16 protein-coding genes and 1 pseudogene are annotated in these 17,977 nt (G+C 43.2%); 13 read left to right on the top strand and 4 right to left on the bottom strand.

The window, feature by feature from the left end; all coding sequences use genetic code 11:
* Positions 1–6 precede the first annotated feature (6 nt).
* The 8 genes from pcp (at position 7) to QZ995_RS15435 (ending at position 7,028) form a co-directional block, all read left to right on the top strand.
* The gene (gene pcp / locus QZ995_RS15470; protein ID WP_301808705.1) at positions 7–654 is read left to right on the top strand and encodes a pyroglutamyl-peptidase I; all 648 of its coding nucleotides are present in this window, start codon (positions 7–9) and stop codon (positions 652–654) included.
* Positions 655–677: 23 nt separating this feature from the next.
* The gene (gene pxpB / locus QZ995_RS15465) at positions 678–1,451 is read left to right on the top strand and encodes a 5-oxoprolinase subunit PxpB (protein ID WP_301808588.1); all 774 of its coding nucleotides are present in this window, start codon (positions 678–680) and stop codon (positions 1,449–1,451) included.
* On the top strand, positions 1,448–2,467 hold the full coding sequence (locus QZ995_RS15460) for a biotin-dependent carboxyltransferase family protein (RefSeq protein WP_301808587.1): 1,020 nt from the start codon (positions 1,448–1,450) through the stop codon (positions 2,465–2,467). Before pxpB ends, QZ995_RS15460 begins: the two co-directional genes overlap by 4 nt.
* A 230-nt stretch (positions 2,468–2,697) precedes the next feature.
* Positions 2,698–2,847: a YezD family protein gene (locus QZ995_RS15455; RefSeq protein ID WP_437124745.1), complete on the top strand. Its 150-nt coding sequence runs from the start codon at positions 2,698–2,700 to the stop codon at positions 2,845–2,847.
* A 125-nt stretch (positions 2,848–2,972) separates the two neighbouring features.
* Positions 2,973–4,115 (top strand): sulfate ABC transporter substrate-binding protein, encoded by a 1,143-nt coding sequence (locus QZ995_RS15450; RefSeq protein ID WP_301808582.1) that lies wholly within the window; start codon positions 2,973–2,975, stop codon positions 4,113–4,115.
* A gap of 38 nt (positions 4,116–4,153) precedes the next feature.
* Positions 4,154–4,993, top strand: coding sequence for a sulfate ABC transporter permease subunit CysT (gene cysT, locus QZ995_RS15445; protein WP_301808580.1), 840 nt, complete (start codon positions 4,154–4,156; stop codon positions 4,991–4,993).
* Between the two features lie 18 nt (positions 4,994–5,011).
* Positions 5,012–5,905 carry a sulfate ABC transporter permease subunit CysW gene (gene cysW, locus QZ995_RS15440; RefSeq protein ID WP_301808578.1) on the top strand — a complete coding sequence of 298 codons (894 nt, stop codon included), beginning with the start codon at positions 5,012–5,014 and terminating at the stop codon, positions 5,903–5,905.
* Entirely contained in the window at positions 5,895–7,028 is a 1,134-nt protein-coding gene (locus QZ995_RS15435; RefSeq protein ID WP_301808575.1) for a sulfate/molybdate ABC transporter ATP-binding protein, read from the top strand. Before cysW ends, QZ995_RS15435 begins: the two co-directional genes overlap by 11 nt.
* 55 nt (positions 7,029–7,083) lie before the next feature.
* On the opposite strand, the gene QZ995_RS15430 is transcribed toward QZ995_RS15435, so the two are convergent.
* The gene (locus QZ995_RS15430; protein ID WP_301808572.1) at positions 7,084–9,234 is read right to left on the bottom strand and encodes a BglG family transcription antiterminator; all 2,151 of its coding nucleotides are present in this window, start codon (positions 9,232–9,234) and stop codon (positions 7,084–7,086) included.
* 295 nt (positions 9,235–9,529) lie between these two features.
* Between QZ995_RS15430 and QZ995_RS15425 the strand changes: the two genes are divergently transcribed.
* Together QZ995_RS15425 and QZ995_RS15420 are read left to right on the top strand one after the other, a co-directional pair.
* Complete coding sequence (locus QZ995_RS15425; protein ID WP_301808569.1) at positions 9,530–10,573, top strand: oxidoreductase; 1,044 nt, start codon at positions 9,530–9,532, stop codon at positions 10,571–10,573.
* Positions 10,574–10,933: 360 nt separating this feature from the next.
* A complete protein-coding gene (locus QZ995_RS15420) occupies positions 10,934–11,377 on the top strand; it encodes a universal stress protein (RefSeq protein ID WP_082890955.1) in 444 nt (147 codons plus the stop codon).
* A 76-nt stretch (positions 11,378–11,453) separates the two neighbouring features.
* Here QZ995_RS15420 and QZ995_RS15415 read toward each other — a convergent pair whose 3' ends face one another.
* On the bottom strand, positions 11,454–12,089 hold the full coding sequence (locus QZ995_RS15415) for a methyltransferase domain-containing protein (protein ID WP_366919703.1): 636 nt from the start codon (positions 12,087–12,089) through the stop codon (positions 11,454–11,456).
* Between the two features lie 93 nt (positions 12,090–12,182).
* Positions 12,183–12,341, bottom strand: a pseudogene (locus tag QZ995_RS23850) (putative RNA methyltransferase); the annotation flags it as partial.
* 448 nt (positions 12,342–12,789) lie between these two features.
* Between QZ995_RS23850 and QZ995_RS15410 the strand changes: the two are divergent.
* The 3 genes from QZ995_RS15410 to QZ995_RS15400 all read left to right on the top strand — a co-directional run bounded on the left by QZ995_RS15410 (position 12,790) and on the right by QZ995_RS15400 (position 17,155).
* Positions 12,790–15,318 carry a CoA-disulfide reductase gene (locus QZ995_RS15410; RefSeq protein ID WP_301808559.1) on the top strand — a complete coding sequence of 843 codons (2,529 nt, stop codon included), beginning with the start codon at positions 12,790–12,792 and terminating at the stop codon, positions 15,316–15,318.
* A gap of 34 nt (positions 15,319–15,352) precedes the next feature.
* On the top strand, positions 15,353–15,613 hold the full coding sequence (locus QZ995_RS15405) for a metal-sensitive transcriptional regulator (protein WP_003333625.1): 261 nt from the start codon (positions 15,353–15,355) through the stop codon (positions 15,611–15,613).
* Between the two features lie 201 nt (positions 15,614–15,814).
* Positions 15,815–17,155 (top strand): sodium-dependent transporter, encoded by a 1,341-nt coding sequence (locus tag QZ995_RS15400; RefSeq protein ID WP_301808554.1) that lies wholly within the window; start codon positions 15,815–15,817, stop codon positions 17,153–17,155.
* Between the two features lie 106 nt (positions 17,156–17,261).
* Here the strand turns inward: QZ995_RS15400 and QZ995_RS15395 are convergent, their stop codons facing one another.
* Positions 17,262–17,708 carry a Dps family protein gene (locus QZ995_RS15395; RefSeq protein ID WP_437124744.1) on the bottom strand — a complete coding sequence of 149 codons (447 nt, stop codon included), beginning with the start codon at positions 17,706–17,708 and terminating at the stop codon, positions 17,262–17,264.
* Positions 17,709–17,977 lie beyond the last annotated feature (269 nt).

Genomic DNA, 17,977 nt, shown 5'->3' with positions numbered 1-17,977 from the left:
ATCATGGTGAAGAAAGTTTTGTTAACCGGTTTTGATCCTTTTGGCGGGGAACAAATCAATCCTGCATGGGAAGCAGTGCAACAATGCCACAAGCTTGATATTCCTAATGTCGAGGTATTCATCAAACAAATTCCCACTGTCTTTCATCGTTCTCTGGAAGTCTTGGAGAACAGCATGGCCGAAGTGCAGCCTGACGTCGTAATTTGTGTCGGACAGGCAGGCGGACGCCCAGACATTACGGTAGAACGGGTAGCGATTAATGTAGATGATGCCCGTATTCCAGATAATGAGGGGAATCAACCAATCGATCAGCCCATTATAGAAGAAGGTCCGGTAGCTTACTGGTCTACGTTGCCGATCAAAGCTATTGTCAAAGAGGTTCGTTTGGCAGGGATTCCTGCCTCCGTTTCTCAGACAGCGGGTACATTTGTTTGCAATCATCTCTTTTATGGCTTAGCTCATCTGATAGCTACGCGTTTTACAAGGACAAAGGGGGGTTTTATTCATATTCCTTATTTACCTGAACAGGCCGTTCGGTTTCCCGGACAGCCAAGCATGGGCTTGATGAGCGTGAAAAAAGCTTTGGAGGTTATCGTTCGTACCAGTGTAGGAGTCGAGCAGGATATTAAGGCGATAGAAGGACAGATCAGTTAGAGAGAAATGGTAGAGGTGATCAGGTGCAACAGCCAGATAAACAGATAGAAGAACAAGCGATCCAGCAAAAATGGTCTGTTCAGATTCTGCCGCTGGGAGATGCAGCAGTGCTGGTGCAATTCCAATTAGCGAATAATGAGGATGCGGATATTTACCAGCTTGTACAGGCTTTTGCTACTCATATCGAACAACATCCGTTTCCCGGCATGATTGAATTTGTACCGGCTTTTACAAGCGTGGCGATTTATTATGATCCTATCATGGTTAAACAGGTAGTGAACCAACAGACAAACAGCACCGCGTATGAGATTGTAGTCAATAAAGTAAATGGGATGTTAGCAGAGCATACAAGCAAGCTGGAGCAACAATCACGATTAATTGAAATTCCTGTCTGCTACGGGGGAGAATATGGGCCAGATTTAGAAGAGGTAGCCAAATATCATCAGATTACTCCAGAAGAGGTTATTCGTATTCACTCGTCAGCTGTATATAAGGTTTACATGATCGGTTTTGCACCCGGGTTCCCGTACCTGGGAGGAATGTCCACTGAAATAGCTACGCCAAGGAGAGCTTCTCCACGCTTGCAGATTCCGGTTGGCTCAGTAGGTATTGGTGGAGAGCAGACGGGGGTCTATCCAATCGAAACCCCGGGTGGTTGGCAGTTGATCGGCCGGACTCCGCTTGCGTTGTTTCGCGCCAAGCAGAATCCGCCTAGTTACTTACGGGCAGGTGATACAGTTCGTTTCCGCCCGATTACCCAACAGGAATATCTGGAGTGGGGAGGGGAACAGTCATGAGCATACGCGTAATTAAACCGGGATTACTCACTTTCATTCAAGATCAAGGGCGGTTTGGATTTCGAAAATACGGGGTTGTGACTAGCGAAGCGATGGACCCTTTAGCCTTGCGGATTGCCAACATGCTAGTGGGCAATTCAGAGCAGCTTGCAACGTTAGAAATGACGCTTACAGGAGCGGAGTTAGCTTTTGAGCACGATAGTCTCATTGCAATTGCAGGAGCAGATTTGTCTTTTACGATCAATGGTGAGCGTTTACCTATGTGGCGTCCTATTCTTATCAGAGCGGGTACGGTTATGAAAGGCGGAGGCTGTCGGACTGGCTGTCGGGCTTATCTGGCTGTTGCAGGCGGTATTGAGGTTGAGCAGGTGCTAGGCAGCCGCAGTACATATGCTCGCGCCGGAATGGGAGGCTATCAGGGCAGAAGCTTGCAGGCAGGCGACTATCTAGCAGTAGGTGAGCAAGCTGATGTGACGCGGGCTTTTCTAAAGAATTGGCACCAGAGATTAGCGAAGAAGCCATCTGTGGGAAGCTGGGCAAGTGTAGATTGGAGTGTTAGTGCCGAATGCCTAGCAACGTACCGAAGAAATCCGCAAGTGCGCATTAGTCGGGGAACCCATTTTTCCTTGTTTACCTCAGAGAGCCAACGGAATTTATTTCATTCCTCCTATAAAATCACATCTCAATCTGATCGCATGGGGTATCGTCTTCAGGGAGCTGTTCTTCAATTAGCAGATCCAATTGAATTATTATCGGAGGCTGTTGCCTTTGGGACCATTCAAGTGCCGGCAGAGGGGTATCCGATTATTTTGCTTGGCGATCGGCAAACGACGGGAGGCTATCCGCGAATTGGTCAGGTAGCTACAGTTGATTTACCAATTTTGGCGCAGATGAGGCCCGGGGAGGAGATCGTGTTTACAGAGATAAGCAGGGACGAATCCGAACAGCTGTTGATAGAGCGTGAGCAATTTTTTATTGAGCTGCGGCAGGGAATCCATTTGCAAATGAAACGGTAGTCATTGTGTTTATTCCTTTGCTAAACGCTTGTTTTCACATCAAAGCATTTTTCTGTGCATGTCGCAGGAAAGATGCTTTTTTTATTTAATTCCAACTTGACAGATAGGAATTATGTGATTAAACTCAAATACAAAGTTTCCTAATTTTTGGTGTCTATCAAAAAAGGGGAACAGGCAAGAAGGAGGCAAACGGTATGTCTGAACAGCAGGCAAGTCGACAAGACCTATGGATGCAGAAAATTTCAGATGCTTTGAAAGATATTGAGTATGGCTCCGTGCATATTACGATTCATGATTCAAACATTACACAAATTGAGAGAGTAGAGCGTCATCGTTATTCGCTAGAAAAGAAAGAATTTTCGAAAAAACAAAAAGGGTAGAGTGCCGATCGGACAACCGAAGGCTCCTTACGTTTGCCAGTGGAGAGTGAACGGAAGGGGTCTTTTTTGTATACAAGCACAACATGCCTCATTGGACGATTAGACAAGATGAAGGGGGTAATTAAATGCAAATAAGCTCTGCAACCATAACGAAAGCAACATTTCTAAGCAGTAAAAAGCGGCTGCGGTGGCTAACCTGTCTTCTTTCGGGCAGCTTGGCGCTTATACTGTCAGGGTGCGGAGGGGGAGCATCCTCTACAGGTTCAAATCATGATATGGGAGCCAAAACAGCAGGTACTGCCACAGCCGTTTCTAGCAATAATCAATCCTCGTCAAAGCCTATTGAGCTGCTAAATGTCTCCTATGATCCGACACGTGAATTTTATCAGGATTATAATAAAAGCTTTGCTGATTACTGGAAAAATAAAACAGGCCAAACCGTGACCATAAAACAATCACATGGTGGCTCGGGCAAGCAATCCCGCGCGGTTATTGATGGATTGGAAGCTGATGTTGTCACGCTGGGTCTCGCTTATGACATTGATGCGATTGCAAAAAAGGGACTGATTCAAAAGGAATGGCAATCCCGCTTGGAACAAAAAAGCTCGCCTTACACCTCCACTATTGTGTTTCTGGTTCGTAAGGGGAATCCAAAGCAGATTAAGGATTGGAGCGATCTGCTAAAACAGGACGTTCAAGTAATAACTCCTAATCCGAAAACCTCAGGAGGGGCAAGATGGAACTACTTAGCCGCTTGGGGCTATGCCAAACAGCTCAGCCACGACAGTGACGAAAAGGCTAAAGAATTTGTACAGCGGTTATTCAAGCAGGTGCCAGTTCTAGATTCAGGAGCGCGCGGTTCCACAACGACTTTTGTAGAGCGGGGGATTGGCGATGTGCTTCTTGCTTGGGAAAATGAAGCATTTCTGGCTATCAATGAAATCGGGCGGGACAAAGTGGAGATTGTCGTACCCTCCGTCAGTATTTTAGCAGAGCCGCCAGTGACCGTTGTAGATAAAATCACTGAGAAAAAAGGAACGAAAGAGGTAGCAGAGGCTTATGTAAAATACTTGTATTCGGAGGAAGGGCAGAAAATTGCAGCTCAGAACTTTTACAGACCACGCTTAGAGTCGGTAGCTAAAGCATATGCTAATCAATTTCCTCCTATCAAGCTCTTCACAATTGAAGAGATAGCTGGAAATTGGCAAGAAGCTCACCAAGCTCATTTTGCCGATGGAGGAATTTTTGACCAAATCTATCAGCCATAATCGAATAATAGACGTAGCTGACACAAGGTGGTGTACAAATGAAAAACATACGGAAGCAGTCGGGTATCATACCGGGATTCGGTCTATCGCTAGGGTATACGGTTGTCTATGTGAGCCTTCTTGTGCTGTTTCCTTTATCTGTGCTTGTGATATCGACTAGCTCTCTTAGCTGGGATCAATTTTTATCTATTGTACTTGCCGACCGAGTGATAGCATCCTATAAGCTTAGTTTTTTAGCCGCTTTGGGGGCTGCCCTAGTAAATACAGTGTTTGGCTTACTGATCGCTTGGGTGCTGGTTCGTTATCGCTTTCCTGGTAAAAAAATTCTTGATGGACTGGTTGATCTGCCCTTTGCCCTGCCCACTGCGGTAGCTGGTATTTCGCTTACAGCGGTTTATGCACCTAATGGTTGGATCGGTCAATATATTGAGCCACTGGGTATTAAGGTTGCCTTTACTTCACTTGGGGTTACGGTTGCCTTCATCTTTATCGGAATTCCGTTCGTGATTCGCACTGTGCAACCTGTATTGCATGATGTGGATCGGCAAATGGAAGAGGCGGCCTCCAGTCTTGGTGCCACTCGGTGGATTACGTTTTGGCGGGTTATTTTTCCTCAGCTTGTACCTGCTTTGCTGACAGGGTTCACGTTAGCCCTAGCTAGAGCAGTTGGGGAGTATGGATCGGTTGTATTCATATCAGGAAATATGCCGATGAAAACGGAAATAACTCCGCTTTTAATCATGACAAAGCTGGAGCAGTTTGATTACGCAGGTGCAACAGCAATTGCTTCGGTCATGCTTCTGCTATCATTTGTTATTTTGCTTTTAACCAATATCCTACAGTGGTGGAGCCGGAAAATGTACCGAATGGACACATAGAAAAGGGGAGGGTACAACATGTCATTGTCTAACCAGCCTGATATTGATAAACATCCAGGGGCTTGGTTCATGATCGTAATCTCCGTGCTGTTTTTAGGATTGTTTTTGATTGTGCCGCTGTTATCCGTGTTTACGGAGGCACTAAAGCACGGCCTCCTACCATTTTGGCAGGCGATCGCCGAGCCGGATGCGGTAGAAGCTATACAGCTTACTCTGCTGGTAGCCGCAATTTCTGTTCCGCTAAATACGTTGTTTGGGATTGCTGCGGCTTGGGCAATTGCTAAATATCAGTTTCGGGGGAAAAGCATGCTACTCACCCTCATTGATTTGCCTGTAGCTGTCTCTCCTGTTATCTCTGGGTTTTTGTTTGTCCTGTTATTTGGTACGCAAGGATTGCTGGGAACATGGTTAGAAGCCTACGATATCAAGATCATCTTTGCGGTTCCAGGTATTATTTTAGCAACCATGTTTGTTACTTTTCCCTATGTAGCGCGAGAGCTGATTCCAGCCATGCAATCCCTTGGCAATGAGGAAGAGGAAGCAGCTTTGTCACTTGGAGCTACGGGATGGCAAACCTTTTGGCGGGTCACATTGCCTAATCTCAAATGGGGACTGTTATATGGGATTATTCTGTGTAATGCACGTGCCATGGGCGAATTTGGTGCGGTATCTGTCGTATCAGGGCATATCCGCGGGATGACGAACACGGTGCCGCTGCAAGTGGAAATTTTATATAACGAATATAATTTTGTAGCCGCCTTTGCGGTAGCCACTCTATTAGCCTTTTTAGCTATTGTGACACTAATTATCAAGAGCATAATGGAATGGAAAACAGAACGGCAATACAATCAAAGGAAGGCAGACGCACCTGTCTGGGGCTATGAAACGGGGGAGAGTGTACATGGGCATTGAAATTAAACAGGTATCCAAAAGCTTCGGGACGTTTTCTGCCCTTGATCATATTAACCTACAGATTCCAAGCGGAGAGCTAGTTGCGCTATTGGGACCTTCAGGATCGGGAAAAACTACCTTGCTGCGGCTCATTGCGGGTCTTGAGCAAATGGAACGAGGAGTTATCCTCTTTGACGGAGTAGATGCTACACAAACAACGGTTCAGGAAAGAAGAGTAGGGTTTGTTTTTCAGCATTATGCTCTATTTCGCCACATGAGCGTTTTTGATAATATTGCTTTTGGTTTACAGGTACGGCCTCGTGCAAAGCGTCCTTCTAAAGACAGGATTCGAGCAAAGGTAATGGAACTTCTCCGTTTAGTCCAATTGGATGGATTGGAATCACGTTTTCCCGGTCAACTGTCTGGCGGGCAACGACAGCGAGTAGCATTAGCTCGTGCATTAGCTATTGAACCGAGCGTATTATTATTGGATGAGCCGTTTGGGGCACTCGACGCGCAGGTGCGTCAGGAACTGCGTCGCTGGCTTAAGCGGTTGCATAATACTTTGAAAATCACTACTGTGTTCGTGACACATGATCAAGAAGAAGCCCTGGAGATGGCAGATCAAGTGGTAATTATGAATAAGGGTAAAATTGAACAAGTGGGAATGCCGATCGAAGTCTACCAGAATCCTGGCAATCCCTTTGTTTGCAGCTTTTTAGGAAGGGTCAATCAATTTCGTGTCTGTGGACATGAAGGGACTATTCACATAGGACAGCTAGCATGGAAATCAGAAGAAGTTTTGAACTGGAATCATACCGAAGCGATTGGGTACATCAGGCCCCACCAAATGGAGCTATCGAGCATTCCAAAAGGGGAGGGCTGGGCTGAAGCTACTGTATTACATGTCTCATCATTAGGTCCGCTTGTCCGATTAGAATGTCAGCTGGCGGAAGATGGTACGCTGTTTGAATTAGAGCTTGGTGAAGAGCGGTATCGAGAGCTTTGGAAGGATTCTTCTCAGTCGTTGTATGTAAATCTTACATCCCTTCGATTTTTCCCCCTCAAGCCAGCTGAACAGCAAGCGATTAAAAGGGTGAACACTCAATCTGTTTCACTTACAATGTCAGAGGTTAAGGTATGAGGAAAATGGAAAAAACCAACCATCGCAGACGCTTTGGTTGGTTTTTGCTTTATTTTTATAATCCAGCAGGCAGCTGGTGCTGAGAGTAAATTTCTAATAAGTGAAGAACATCATCAATTTGATCGGTCTGCAACAAGGTCTGTAATGCTTCTGGAGAAGAAAGAACCGCTGTTAGCTGGGCCAATGCGCGCAGATGCGTTTCATTATCTATAGCAGCCAGTACAATAAATAGCTGTGCCGAATGCTCCGGCCTTTCCGAGAAGGATACGGGATGCTTCAATTGTAGGAGGCTCATGCTCAAACGTTGAACACCATCCTGCGGCCTGGAATGCGGAATAGCAATTTTGGGCGCGATTACAATGTATGGTCCATGATCATACACTGAGCGAATCATGGCGTCTACATAAGATGGGAGAATACTTCCATTGCGGACTAAAGGTGCTGATGCAAGCCGAATCGCTTCTTCCCAGTTGGCAACGGTTCGTGCTACCTGAATCTGGTCCCTTGTGAGGATATCTGCAACAGTGGGCTTATAGGTAAGCTCCTTATGTAATGCAGCAGGTTCCAGTAGGTACTCCTTTAGCTCTTGATGGAGAGCTTCTTCATTTTTTATCACCGCATGACGACGAATAATAGACATCATGCCTTCTAACGACTCTGTCGGCTGCTTTTCTTTGTCAGAAATATACGCTCCTACTCGTCTTAATAAGCGAGCTTTTTCCGCGTCATTAAGAATTGGATTTACCACATAGACAGGCGCATCGCTTTTTGTCAGGGTGGTAGTAGAAAAGATCAGATCAACATCATAAGAGCGGGCTTCATACTCTCGTAAGGAAACCGTTTTACAAATGTCTATAGAAGAGAATAGGTTTTCTAATTGGTTTTGCAGAATCAGTGAGGTGCCAATACCGTTTGGGCACACGATCAGTGCTTTTTTTCGTGGTGCCGGATTGGCTCCTTGCTTACGTAGCCACGCTCCAAAATGCATCGAAATATAAGCGATCTCGTCTTCACATACCTTTTGCCCAACTAGCTGTTCAAAATGAACAATAACCTTCTGTGTTAATAAGAAAATCTCATGATAGTGCGTTTTAATGGAATCGATCAGCGGATTGTCCATATTAATTCCATACTTGATTCGATAGAAGGCAGGCTTAAGGTGTAGAATTAAATCGCGTTTCAGCCCTTCCGGATTTTCAAACATTATACAAGCGAACTTTTGAAAATCAGTAATCATGCGCTGAACCGCTTCCAACAGCATTTGAGTATGAGAATTCTCCTGATCCGAATGATATTGGTTCATCACGCGAGCGCCTAAGAGATGCGTGGCAATGTAATAGGTCTCATCTTCTGGTATATCAATGTGCAGGGTTTTAGACAGTTCATTGCTAATATAAGTCGCCGCTTCAAAATGCTTTGTCTTTTTCAATACCTCTTTCTCTTCCATATCAATGGTGACATGCTGTCCACGGCTGAAGCGCTTACGGAACAGATGGATGTGAATACTTAAGCTCTCCAGAACCTCATCGGTATATTGAATGCCTAATAGGCGCTCGCAAACAGATAAAGCCTCACGGATTACTTGAATTTCTTTTGTTTTCAAGAAATCCTCTTGTTGCTCCTCTTCTACCATGGAAGTGGAATGCGCCACGGTTTGAATGTGGGAGACGAGTTGATTCCAGCTTTGGGTTGTTACGGCCTGAGAGAGATAGAAAATGAGCGCCTTTCGCTTATCCTGTTCCTCGCCCTGAATAAAGTAGCCTTGCTTGCGGTCAAAATGGAGCGATATATGAAAGGCCTGAAGCTCCGTTTTTAATTTTTTTAAATCATCCAGGGTGGTGTTGCGGCTAACACCTAGCCGATTCATCAAATCTTCAAGCAGGATTCGTCCTTCCTGAGTTAAAAGATAGATGGTTAGCCAAGCCTTGCGCTCCTTAACGGAATACTCATATTGCCATTTCTTCATACCTTGCAGCTTATCAGGTATTTTTTGCTTGGTTTGTTCGTCTATATAGTAGCCGGTGCTTCGGATATATTGAACATCAGGGAGTTGATTTTCTTTCAGCCAATCATTTATTTTATTCATATCATAATAAAGCGTACGTTTTGAAATTCCTTGAGATTCTAAGAGCTCCTGTACCGTTACATATGAGTCTGCTTGCATAATTTTATGCAAAATCGCAGCGCTTCGTTTATCGAGCGACATGGATACAACCTCCTTTGCCAGTTGATCTGTTGCCAAGTATTTTGCAAAGATTGGATAGAAGCAAAAGATGATCGATATGATTACCTTCTATTAGGCTCATTATAAAGCAGGATGACTTCATTAGAGAAGACCAAAAACTAGTAATCTTTTGTGCATAAGTTGGACTATTATTCATAAGATTATTCAGTGCGGCGCTCAATTTCTTAACAAGCAGTCGCGTTCATTTATGATAAGACAATTAGATCATCATGGGTAAAATAAAGAGATAGAATTCTCTTAGCAGGAGGAATTTCACATGCAGAAAATCGGAGTTGGTATTGTTGGATACGGTCCGTCAGCTACTACCTTTCATGTTCCTTTTCTACAAGCATCAGAGCATTATGAGATTGTGGCAGTCCTATCTTCCAAACCAGAAAAGGTAAGAGCAGACCTAGGGGATGTGCAGGTTGCATCGCAATTGCATGAGCTATTGCAAAATCCCAAAGTGGAATTGGTCATCATTACGACGCCTACATCGCTTCATTACGATATGGTAAAAGAAGCGATACAGGCAAAGGTACATATTGTGGTTGAGAAACCGTTTGTTGTAACAACCAAAGAGGCAGATGAACTCATTGAGCTAAATAAGCCGACAGGTAAGGTGCTAAGTGTTTATCAAAACAGACGGTGGGATAACGATTTTTTGACAATCAAACGCCTGCGTCAGGAAGGCCGACTAGGTGAAATCTATCATTTTGAATCTCATTTCGATCGGTATCGGCCTGAAGTACGTGATCGGTGGAGAGAAAACGCAGGCTCCGGCTCCGGCATTTTGTATGATCTAGGCTCTCACCTGTTAGATCAGGCTGTTATGCTGTTTGGCATGCCCCAAGCGGTTACAGCAGATGTACAAGCACAGCGTCCTGGGGCTAAAACAGATGATTATTTTCATGTCATCCTGCATTATGATCGCTTGCGAGTGATTTTACACGCTGACATGCTGACAGTTCAACCGGGACCGCGTTTTCAGGTGCATGGTGATAAGGGGAGCTATATAAAGTTTGGATTTGATGTGCAGGAGGGGGCTATTCGTGACAATCAGCCTCTCAACTCGTCCAATTGGGGTCAGGAAGAAAAAGAATGGCAAGGAGAGCTAACCACGATGGTTGAAGGTAAGCCTGTGACAGAAAAAATCGTCTCAGAAAGGGGCTCTTATCACTGTTACTATGATCAGCTTCACGAGGCAATTCGTTTAGGCAAGCAAGCACCCGTTCATGCAGAACAGGCGCGGATGACTATTTTTCTAATTGAAGCGGCTTTTAAAAGCAGTCGGGAAGGTCGGACTATTTATATAGATTGATCCACAGATATTGTGGATCTTTCACTGCTTTGGTAAAGCTTGTGCAATTCTTCACAGAACGGACATCCAAAAGAAGAGGGAAGGCTGAGTTCTCCTTCTATAATAGGGGTAACCTAAGGAGAATGGTGGAAGGAATGGGGAGAAGAGATGGATCCGTTTAAAAAACAAGAAAAGGGATTATTTATTCTTTGCATGGTGGTAGCCGCAATTATGCTATTATCCTTTGCGAGGAAGTTCTTTTAACTTGGAGCTGGTCATTTTTTTTCGCAAAACGTTTCCGGATTTTTCATAAATATATGAAATCCTTGCTGATCTACATGCTACAATGATAATAAAGAACCGATATAACAAGGAGGCCATATGATGTTTGATAAAATGGTGATAGCTTTGGATGGTTCGCAGTTAAGTCCAAAAGTACAGGAAGCGGCGATTCTATTTGCCCGTGAAAATAAATCCTCGCTCACTTTTGTGCATGTTGTAAAAGAATTACCTGCCTATGTAGCTAGTCAATTAGTATTTATGGTTCATGACGTTCAATCTGAATATCTGGAAGAAGCCAAAAAATACGGTCAAGAAATACTAGATCAAGCATGCGAAGCGGCGGAAAAAGAAGGAGTTCAATGTGAAGCTATCCTGCTTCAAGGGGACCCGGCTAACGAATTGCTCGCTTTGGTTAAAGAAAAGAATGCTGACTTAATCATGATGGGTAGCCGCGGGCTGGGAGATTTTAAGGAATTGATGTTAGGTAGCGTTAGCCATCGTATTACACAATTAGCACCGTGCCCGGTTTTTATTATTAAATAAGCAGCTAACAATAAGAGCTTTATCACGCAGCAGATGCGCGATAAAGCTCTTTATTATGATTACATATTGATAACCGCTAGCTGCGATGCTTTTTACCGAATAGAATCGTCAGGTCAATGGTTATCTCTAATACATCCGTTTGTAGGAATGCTTTAATTCCTTCTTCCGTTGCTCCCCAGGATAATGGGGTCATCTGAAGCAGAGCTTCGATGGAGGTATGATCCAAAGCAAAACGATAGCGGACTTGCTTAACATCTACAAGCTGAAAGTGACTTTTAAAGAGAGCCAGTGTGTTGTCGTTGGAGTACCTCTGCTTATTCGGTTCCTTGTAAAAAGCCTCTCTCAATTCCTTCAGATAATCTCTGTTAGGGATGACCTTTATGACCATACCGTCATCAGCCATCATTCTTATAAATTCAGAGTAATTAGATGGCGATAATATATTTAAAATATAATCAAATTGTTCACTAGCAAAGGGGCAATGTGCTATATCCGTAACGCACCATACTGCATTTGGATACTCCCGCGAAGCCAAGCTAATACCTTCTTTAGAAATATCTACACCTACTCCTAAAGCTTTACATGTATGATGTTTGCTTATTTTTCCCTGAATGCTAGATAAATGCGAGCCTTCTCCGCATCCAGCATCTAGTATAGTGATCCGTTCTTTCTTGGTTTCGGTCATGATCCTTTCGCTTATGATTTCATTCAAAGGATCAAAAAATCCACCTTTGCAAATTGTCCTTCTAGATTTAAACATTTGTTTACTGTATTTTGTGTTTGAGGCTCTCGTTAATAAATTGATATATCCATGAGCAGAGAGATCAAAATTATGACCCTTGATGCATAGTAGACTTTTTCGATTAACCCTTCGCATTTGATTCTTACAAACCGGGCATCTAAAGATATCTTCAGCCTCTAAAATCAGATTGGAATATTCTCTGGAATTCTTCGTTTTGGACACAAAAACACCTCATTCATTCGTAGTCGGTGAATGAAAAAAGGCACAGTCAAACAAGCTCAAGCCATTTTCGAAAAAATGGTTGAGATTAACATGAACTGTACCTCACATTACCGTAGACGAATGAATTTGATGATCATAATGTTCAAAACTCCTCTGGATAAAGTAAAAGGCTTTCACCCAGCTTTTATTGTAGCATATCTCGCTGTAACGAGATGAATTTTCTTCGGTTACCAGCTTATTTATAATCTGGAATGTTATTTCGTTTAAGCGCTTAATCTCCTGTTGACTTGGAAGAAGATTAGAGTTTATTATATACCCATGGGGGTATAAAACTCTTTTGCATGTAAGTATGATTGAGATATTTTTTTATTTTGATTAATACCCTATGGGGTATCTTTGGTTTTAATACAGGAAATGACATTCAACATACAAAAGGAGCAAACAACTTATGAAAAAGAAAATCATCATAGTAGGTGGAGTAGCTGGCGGAGCAACAGCGGCAGCTAGATTGCGTAGGTTAAGTGAGCGGGATGAGCTGATTATGATTGAACGGGGTGAACATATCTCGTATGCCAACTGCGGTCTTCCCTATTATATTGGCGAGGTCATCGAGCAACGAAGCAAGCTCTTTTTACAATCAGTGGAGGGAATGTCTCAGCGTTTTAACATGGATATTCGCATTAGAAGCGAAGTTACTCATATTAACCGGGAGAAAAAGACGGTTACGATTCACAATCTGCAATCCAAAGAGATATATGAAGAGAGCTACGACATTCTGCTTCTGTCTCCGGGTGCAAAACCGATACGACCTGCTATTCCAGGAATTGATGAAGCAAAGCAATTATTCACATTGCGAAGTGTTTCAGATACGGATGCGATTAAAAGCTATGTAGATCAACAACAGCCTACTCGCGCCGTTGTTATTGGCGGCGGATTTATTGGTGTGGAAATGGCTGAGAATCTGTCCGAGCGTGGACTTGATGTTACGCTAGTCGAAATGGGTAAGCAGGTTATGGCACCCCTTGATATTGAAATGGCTGCTGTGGTACATGAGCATATGCGGGCTAAAGGCATTACGCTGCTTTTGCAGGATGGAGTGGAGGCTTTTGGCGATCAAGGAAGGATTGTTCGTCTCAGCAGTGGGCGTGAATTAGTGACAGACATGATCATTTTAGCCATTGGTGTACAGCCCGAGTCTCAGCTAGCAAAGGAAGCGGGTCTTGTTGTAGGGGTACGTGGAGCTATTCGTGTCAATAAGCACATGCAAACGGATGATCCAGCCATTTATGCTATTGGTGATGCGGTAGAGGTAACAGACTATATTAATAATCAGCCAACGCACATACCGCTTGCATGGCCGGCCAATCGACAAGGACGCTTAGTAGCAGATCATATTAATGGTCGCGATGTTCAATATAACGGCACACTTGGGACGTCAATTGCAAAAGTGTTTGATCTTACTGTCGCCACTACAGGAAATAATGAAAAAACCTTACTACGAGCTGGGATCGAATATACAGCCATCCATGTACATCCTGCTTCTCATGCTGGATATTACCCAGGTGCGGCGCCTATTTGGATGAAGCTGCTTTTTGATAAAACAACAGGCAAAATCTACGGAGCGCAGGCCATCTCAGCAGATGGAGCCGATAAACGCATTGACGTGATAGCAACAGCGATAAAAGGAGGATTAACCATTCACGACCTTCCTGATCTGGAGCTTGCTTATGCTCCTCCATATTCCTCTGCTAAAGATCCGGTTAATATGGTAGGATATGTAGCCAGCAATATTGCTGACGGCTTAGTTGACATTGTGCAATGGCATGAGATAGATCAAATTGTAGCAGACGGTGGATTACTGGTTGACGTACGGGAGCCGATTGAAAGAGAAGCCGGTTATATCAAGGGTTCTATTAATATTCCTCTGCCAAAGCTGCGCAATCGCCTTGCTGAGCTGCCAAAGGATCAAACGATCTATGTATCCTGCCAAGTAGGATTACGCGGATATTTAGCGGCACGTCTGCTTAGTGAATATGGCTATCAGGTAAAAAACGTAGATGGTGGATATAAAACATATCGGATGGGCAAATCGACAGAAGAAACGCCCAACCCAAGAAAAGAGGATGTAGCACCAGCGGCAGGAGATTCCGCTGGAAAACCTGCAACAGAAGCTCAATCACAATCAAAGCGCCCCCAAATATCAGCGTCTCACATAGATAGTCCGGCGATTACGATTGATGCATGCGGGTTACAATGTCCCGGTCCTATTATGCAGGTTTTCCAGGCTGTATCAGGAGCCCAAGACGGACAAATAATTGAAGTAAAAGCCACCGATCCTGGATTTATGGCTGATATTGCCGCGTGGTGCAATAAAACAGGAAATACCCTTCTCTCTTCCGAATATAGCAATAAAGTAGCTCATGTATTTATTCAAAAGGGGACAAACTTGCCCACCTCAATAGCCGGAGCTGCTATGCAAAAGGCCAACGCTGAAAAGCAAATTGACAAAACCGGAGCTACAATGGTCGTATTTAGCGGTGATTTAGATAAAGCGATGGCTTCGTTTATCATTGCATCTGGAGCGGCTTCTATGGGGAAAAAGGTGACGATGTTCTTCACTTTCTGGGGACTTAACATCTTGCGTCGTGAACATGCGCCGGCAGTTGAGAAGGATACACTGGAAAAAATGTTTGGAATAATGATGCCAAAAGGGGCCAATAAACTGACCTTGTCGAAGCTGAACATGGCTGGAATGGGGACGAAAATGATGCAGCATGTTATGGAGAAGAAAAATGTAGATTCCCTAGAGACCCTAATGAAGAATGCTCAAGCGGCAGGAGTAAAACTAGTAGCTTGCGCTATGAGCATGGATATTATGGGGATTAAACAAGAAGAGTTAATTGACGGAGTAGATGTGGCCGGAGTTGCTTCATATCTGAGCGATGCGCAGGAATCGGGACTTAATTTGTTTATTTAAGAGTAAAGATAATCAAATAGCGAGGTGAAACGGCATGGACTATCAGGATTCCGTCAAAAATAGATTGAAGCGAATAGAGGGTCAGGTGCGCGGTGTACTGAAGATGATGGAAGAGGATAAGGACTGTCGAGATGTGGTTACCCAGCTTTCGGCTGTTCGCACCGCTGTAGACCGTGTAATTGGACTAGTTGTAGCGAGTAATCTGGAGCATTGTATACGTGAAGAATTAGAAAAGGGAAATGATCCAGAGCAGGTAATTAAAGAAGCTGTAGATATACTGGTTAAAAGTAGATAAATATCCTGTAAGTTACCATCCTAGATACAACCCGGACATAAGCTCCGGGTTGTTTTCGGTTTTCTCAAGCTTAGGAAGGCGCTGCATCTGGGTTCAATCTTTTCAAAAAAAGTGGAAACTAAATTATTTTACAAATAAACATACCATTTGATGTGAAGTTTGTTATAATGTACGGAAATCAAATGCAGTGAGGAGAAAAACATGTCAAAAAGTGAACAGTGGACTTCAAAGTTAGGTTTTATTTTGGCTGCCGCAGGATCAGCAATTGGGCTAGGGGCAATTTGGAAATTCCCTTATGTTGCTGGTACGAGTGGTGGAGGGGCTTTTTTCTTACTGTTTTTGTTATTTACGCTATTATTGGGTACTCCTTTATTATTAGGAGAGCTAATAGTTGGACGAAGCACGGGAAAAGATGCTGTTTCTGCCTATAAATCAATCGCACCTAATACCCCATGGCACTGGGTAGGTAGGCTGGGTATTATAACTTGCTTTATTTTATTATCCTTCTACAGCGTTGTAGGTGGCTGGATTCTTCTGTATTTCATAAAAAGCATTACGGGTCAATTACTTGGCCAAGGGTTGGATTATAATCAACTATTTGGTCAAACCATTTCAGACTCATGGCTAGTGTTGTCGGTTCAATTCTTATTTATGATGATTACGATTTTGGTTGTGTCCCGAGGAGTCTCGAATGGGATCGAAAAAGCTAACAAATATATGATGCCGGCACTCTTTTTGATTTTTCTTGCCCTTATTGTCCGTTCCGTTACGTTGCCGGGGGCTTGGGAAGGAATTGCCTTCTTTCTACAACCAAATTTTGGCGAATTAAGTTCTAAATCCATTTTGTATGCATTGGGACAGGCGTTCTTCTCGTTAAGCGTAGGTGTGTCGGTTATGGTAACCTTCAGTTCCTACTTACCGAAGAATGAGAGCTTGCCAAAATCTACAGTTTCCATTGTAAGCTTGACCATTGTAATTTCTCTGTTAGCGGGCTTGGCGATCTTCCCGGCTGTTTTCTCATTAGGAATGAAGCCTACGGAAGGTCCGGGACTTTTATTTGTGGTTCTGCCGGCAGTGTTTGATCATATTCCGTTTGGAGCCTTTTTCTTGACCATCTTCTTGTTATTGTTCTTGTTTGCTACATTAACGTCCGCATTCTCCATGCTAGAAATTAGTGTAGCCGCGATTACAAAGGGCAATCAGGCAAAGCGTGCTTCTGCGGCCTGGAAGATAGGTCTACTGATTTTTGTGTTGGGAATCCCTTCTGCTTTAGCATATGGGGTGTTAAGTGACCTAACCATCTTTGGCAAAAGCTTCTTTGATGCAGCAGATTTCTTGGTAAGTAATATCTTAATGCCGCTTGGAGCCTTACTTATTTCTATATTTGTAGCTTGGAAGATGAAACGCGATATCTTACTGGCAGAAGTACAGCAGGGTTCAACTGGTAAAGTAGTCTGGTTTAAAGCGTGGTATTTCTTACTTAAATATATAGTGCCGATTGCTATTATTGTGGTATTTATTAGTTTATTACTCGGACAATAGATTGCATTAATGACAATTGATGATAAATGTAAAAAGCTCTCCAGCATAGCGTGATGCTAGCTGGGGAGCTTCTTTTTTATCTGTTCAATTCATGCTGGCAAAGTGTTTATTTACCGAGATAAGCATTTAACATCCAAATGTGTTTTTGAAGCTCAGTAATAGTACCAAGCAACATATCGCTAGTGCTTTCATCGCCAGCTTCTTGAGCGATGTCCATTCCTTTTTCACATTCAGTAATCAGGGATTGGAAGTCATTGATGATTGCTTGAACCATTTCCTCAGCAGATTCATTACAGGAAGCTTCATGAATGGTTGCAAGTGTTGCGTATTCGGTTAATGTTGCTGCTGGTTTACCGCCAATAGCTAAGACGCGTTCACCCAATTCATCAATTCTAGTTGTTGCTTCGTTAAACAATTCTTCAAATTTTTCATGTAAAGTGAAGAAATGGGGACCTTTAACAAACCAATGATAGTTGTGCAACTTTACAAATAAAACATTCCAGTTTGCTACTTGGCGATTAAGAACGTCAATTACTTTTTGATTGCTTACCATTACTTGTTGTGCCATAGAAGAACAACTCCTTTTTGTAATTTGTATTACTTTATATTAATTATAAATTAATAATAATACTAATAAACCTCAAAGTCCAGTCTTTTTTGTGAAAAGTATGTGAAGGTCACTTATATAAGGCTTCCTGTGTTTCTAAAGACAGCATGCTTACAAACATGTAAGCTTTTTGTAATCTCATTCGATGGTGAGCCTTTCTTCTTTTTACTACAATCAAGACAAGAAATAAGAAACGAACCTAACCACTGAGGAGA

This window comes from Brevibacillus laterosporus (genome assembly GCF_030489605.1).
GTDB classification, from domain to species: Bacteria; Bacillota; Bacilli; order Brevibacillales; family Brevibacillaceae; genus Brevibacillus_B; species Brevibacillus_B laterosporus_E.
The sequence above is the reverse complement of the archived record's forward strand: the minus strand, read 5'-3'. Positions and strand labels throughout refer to the sequence as shown.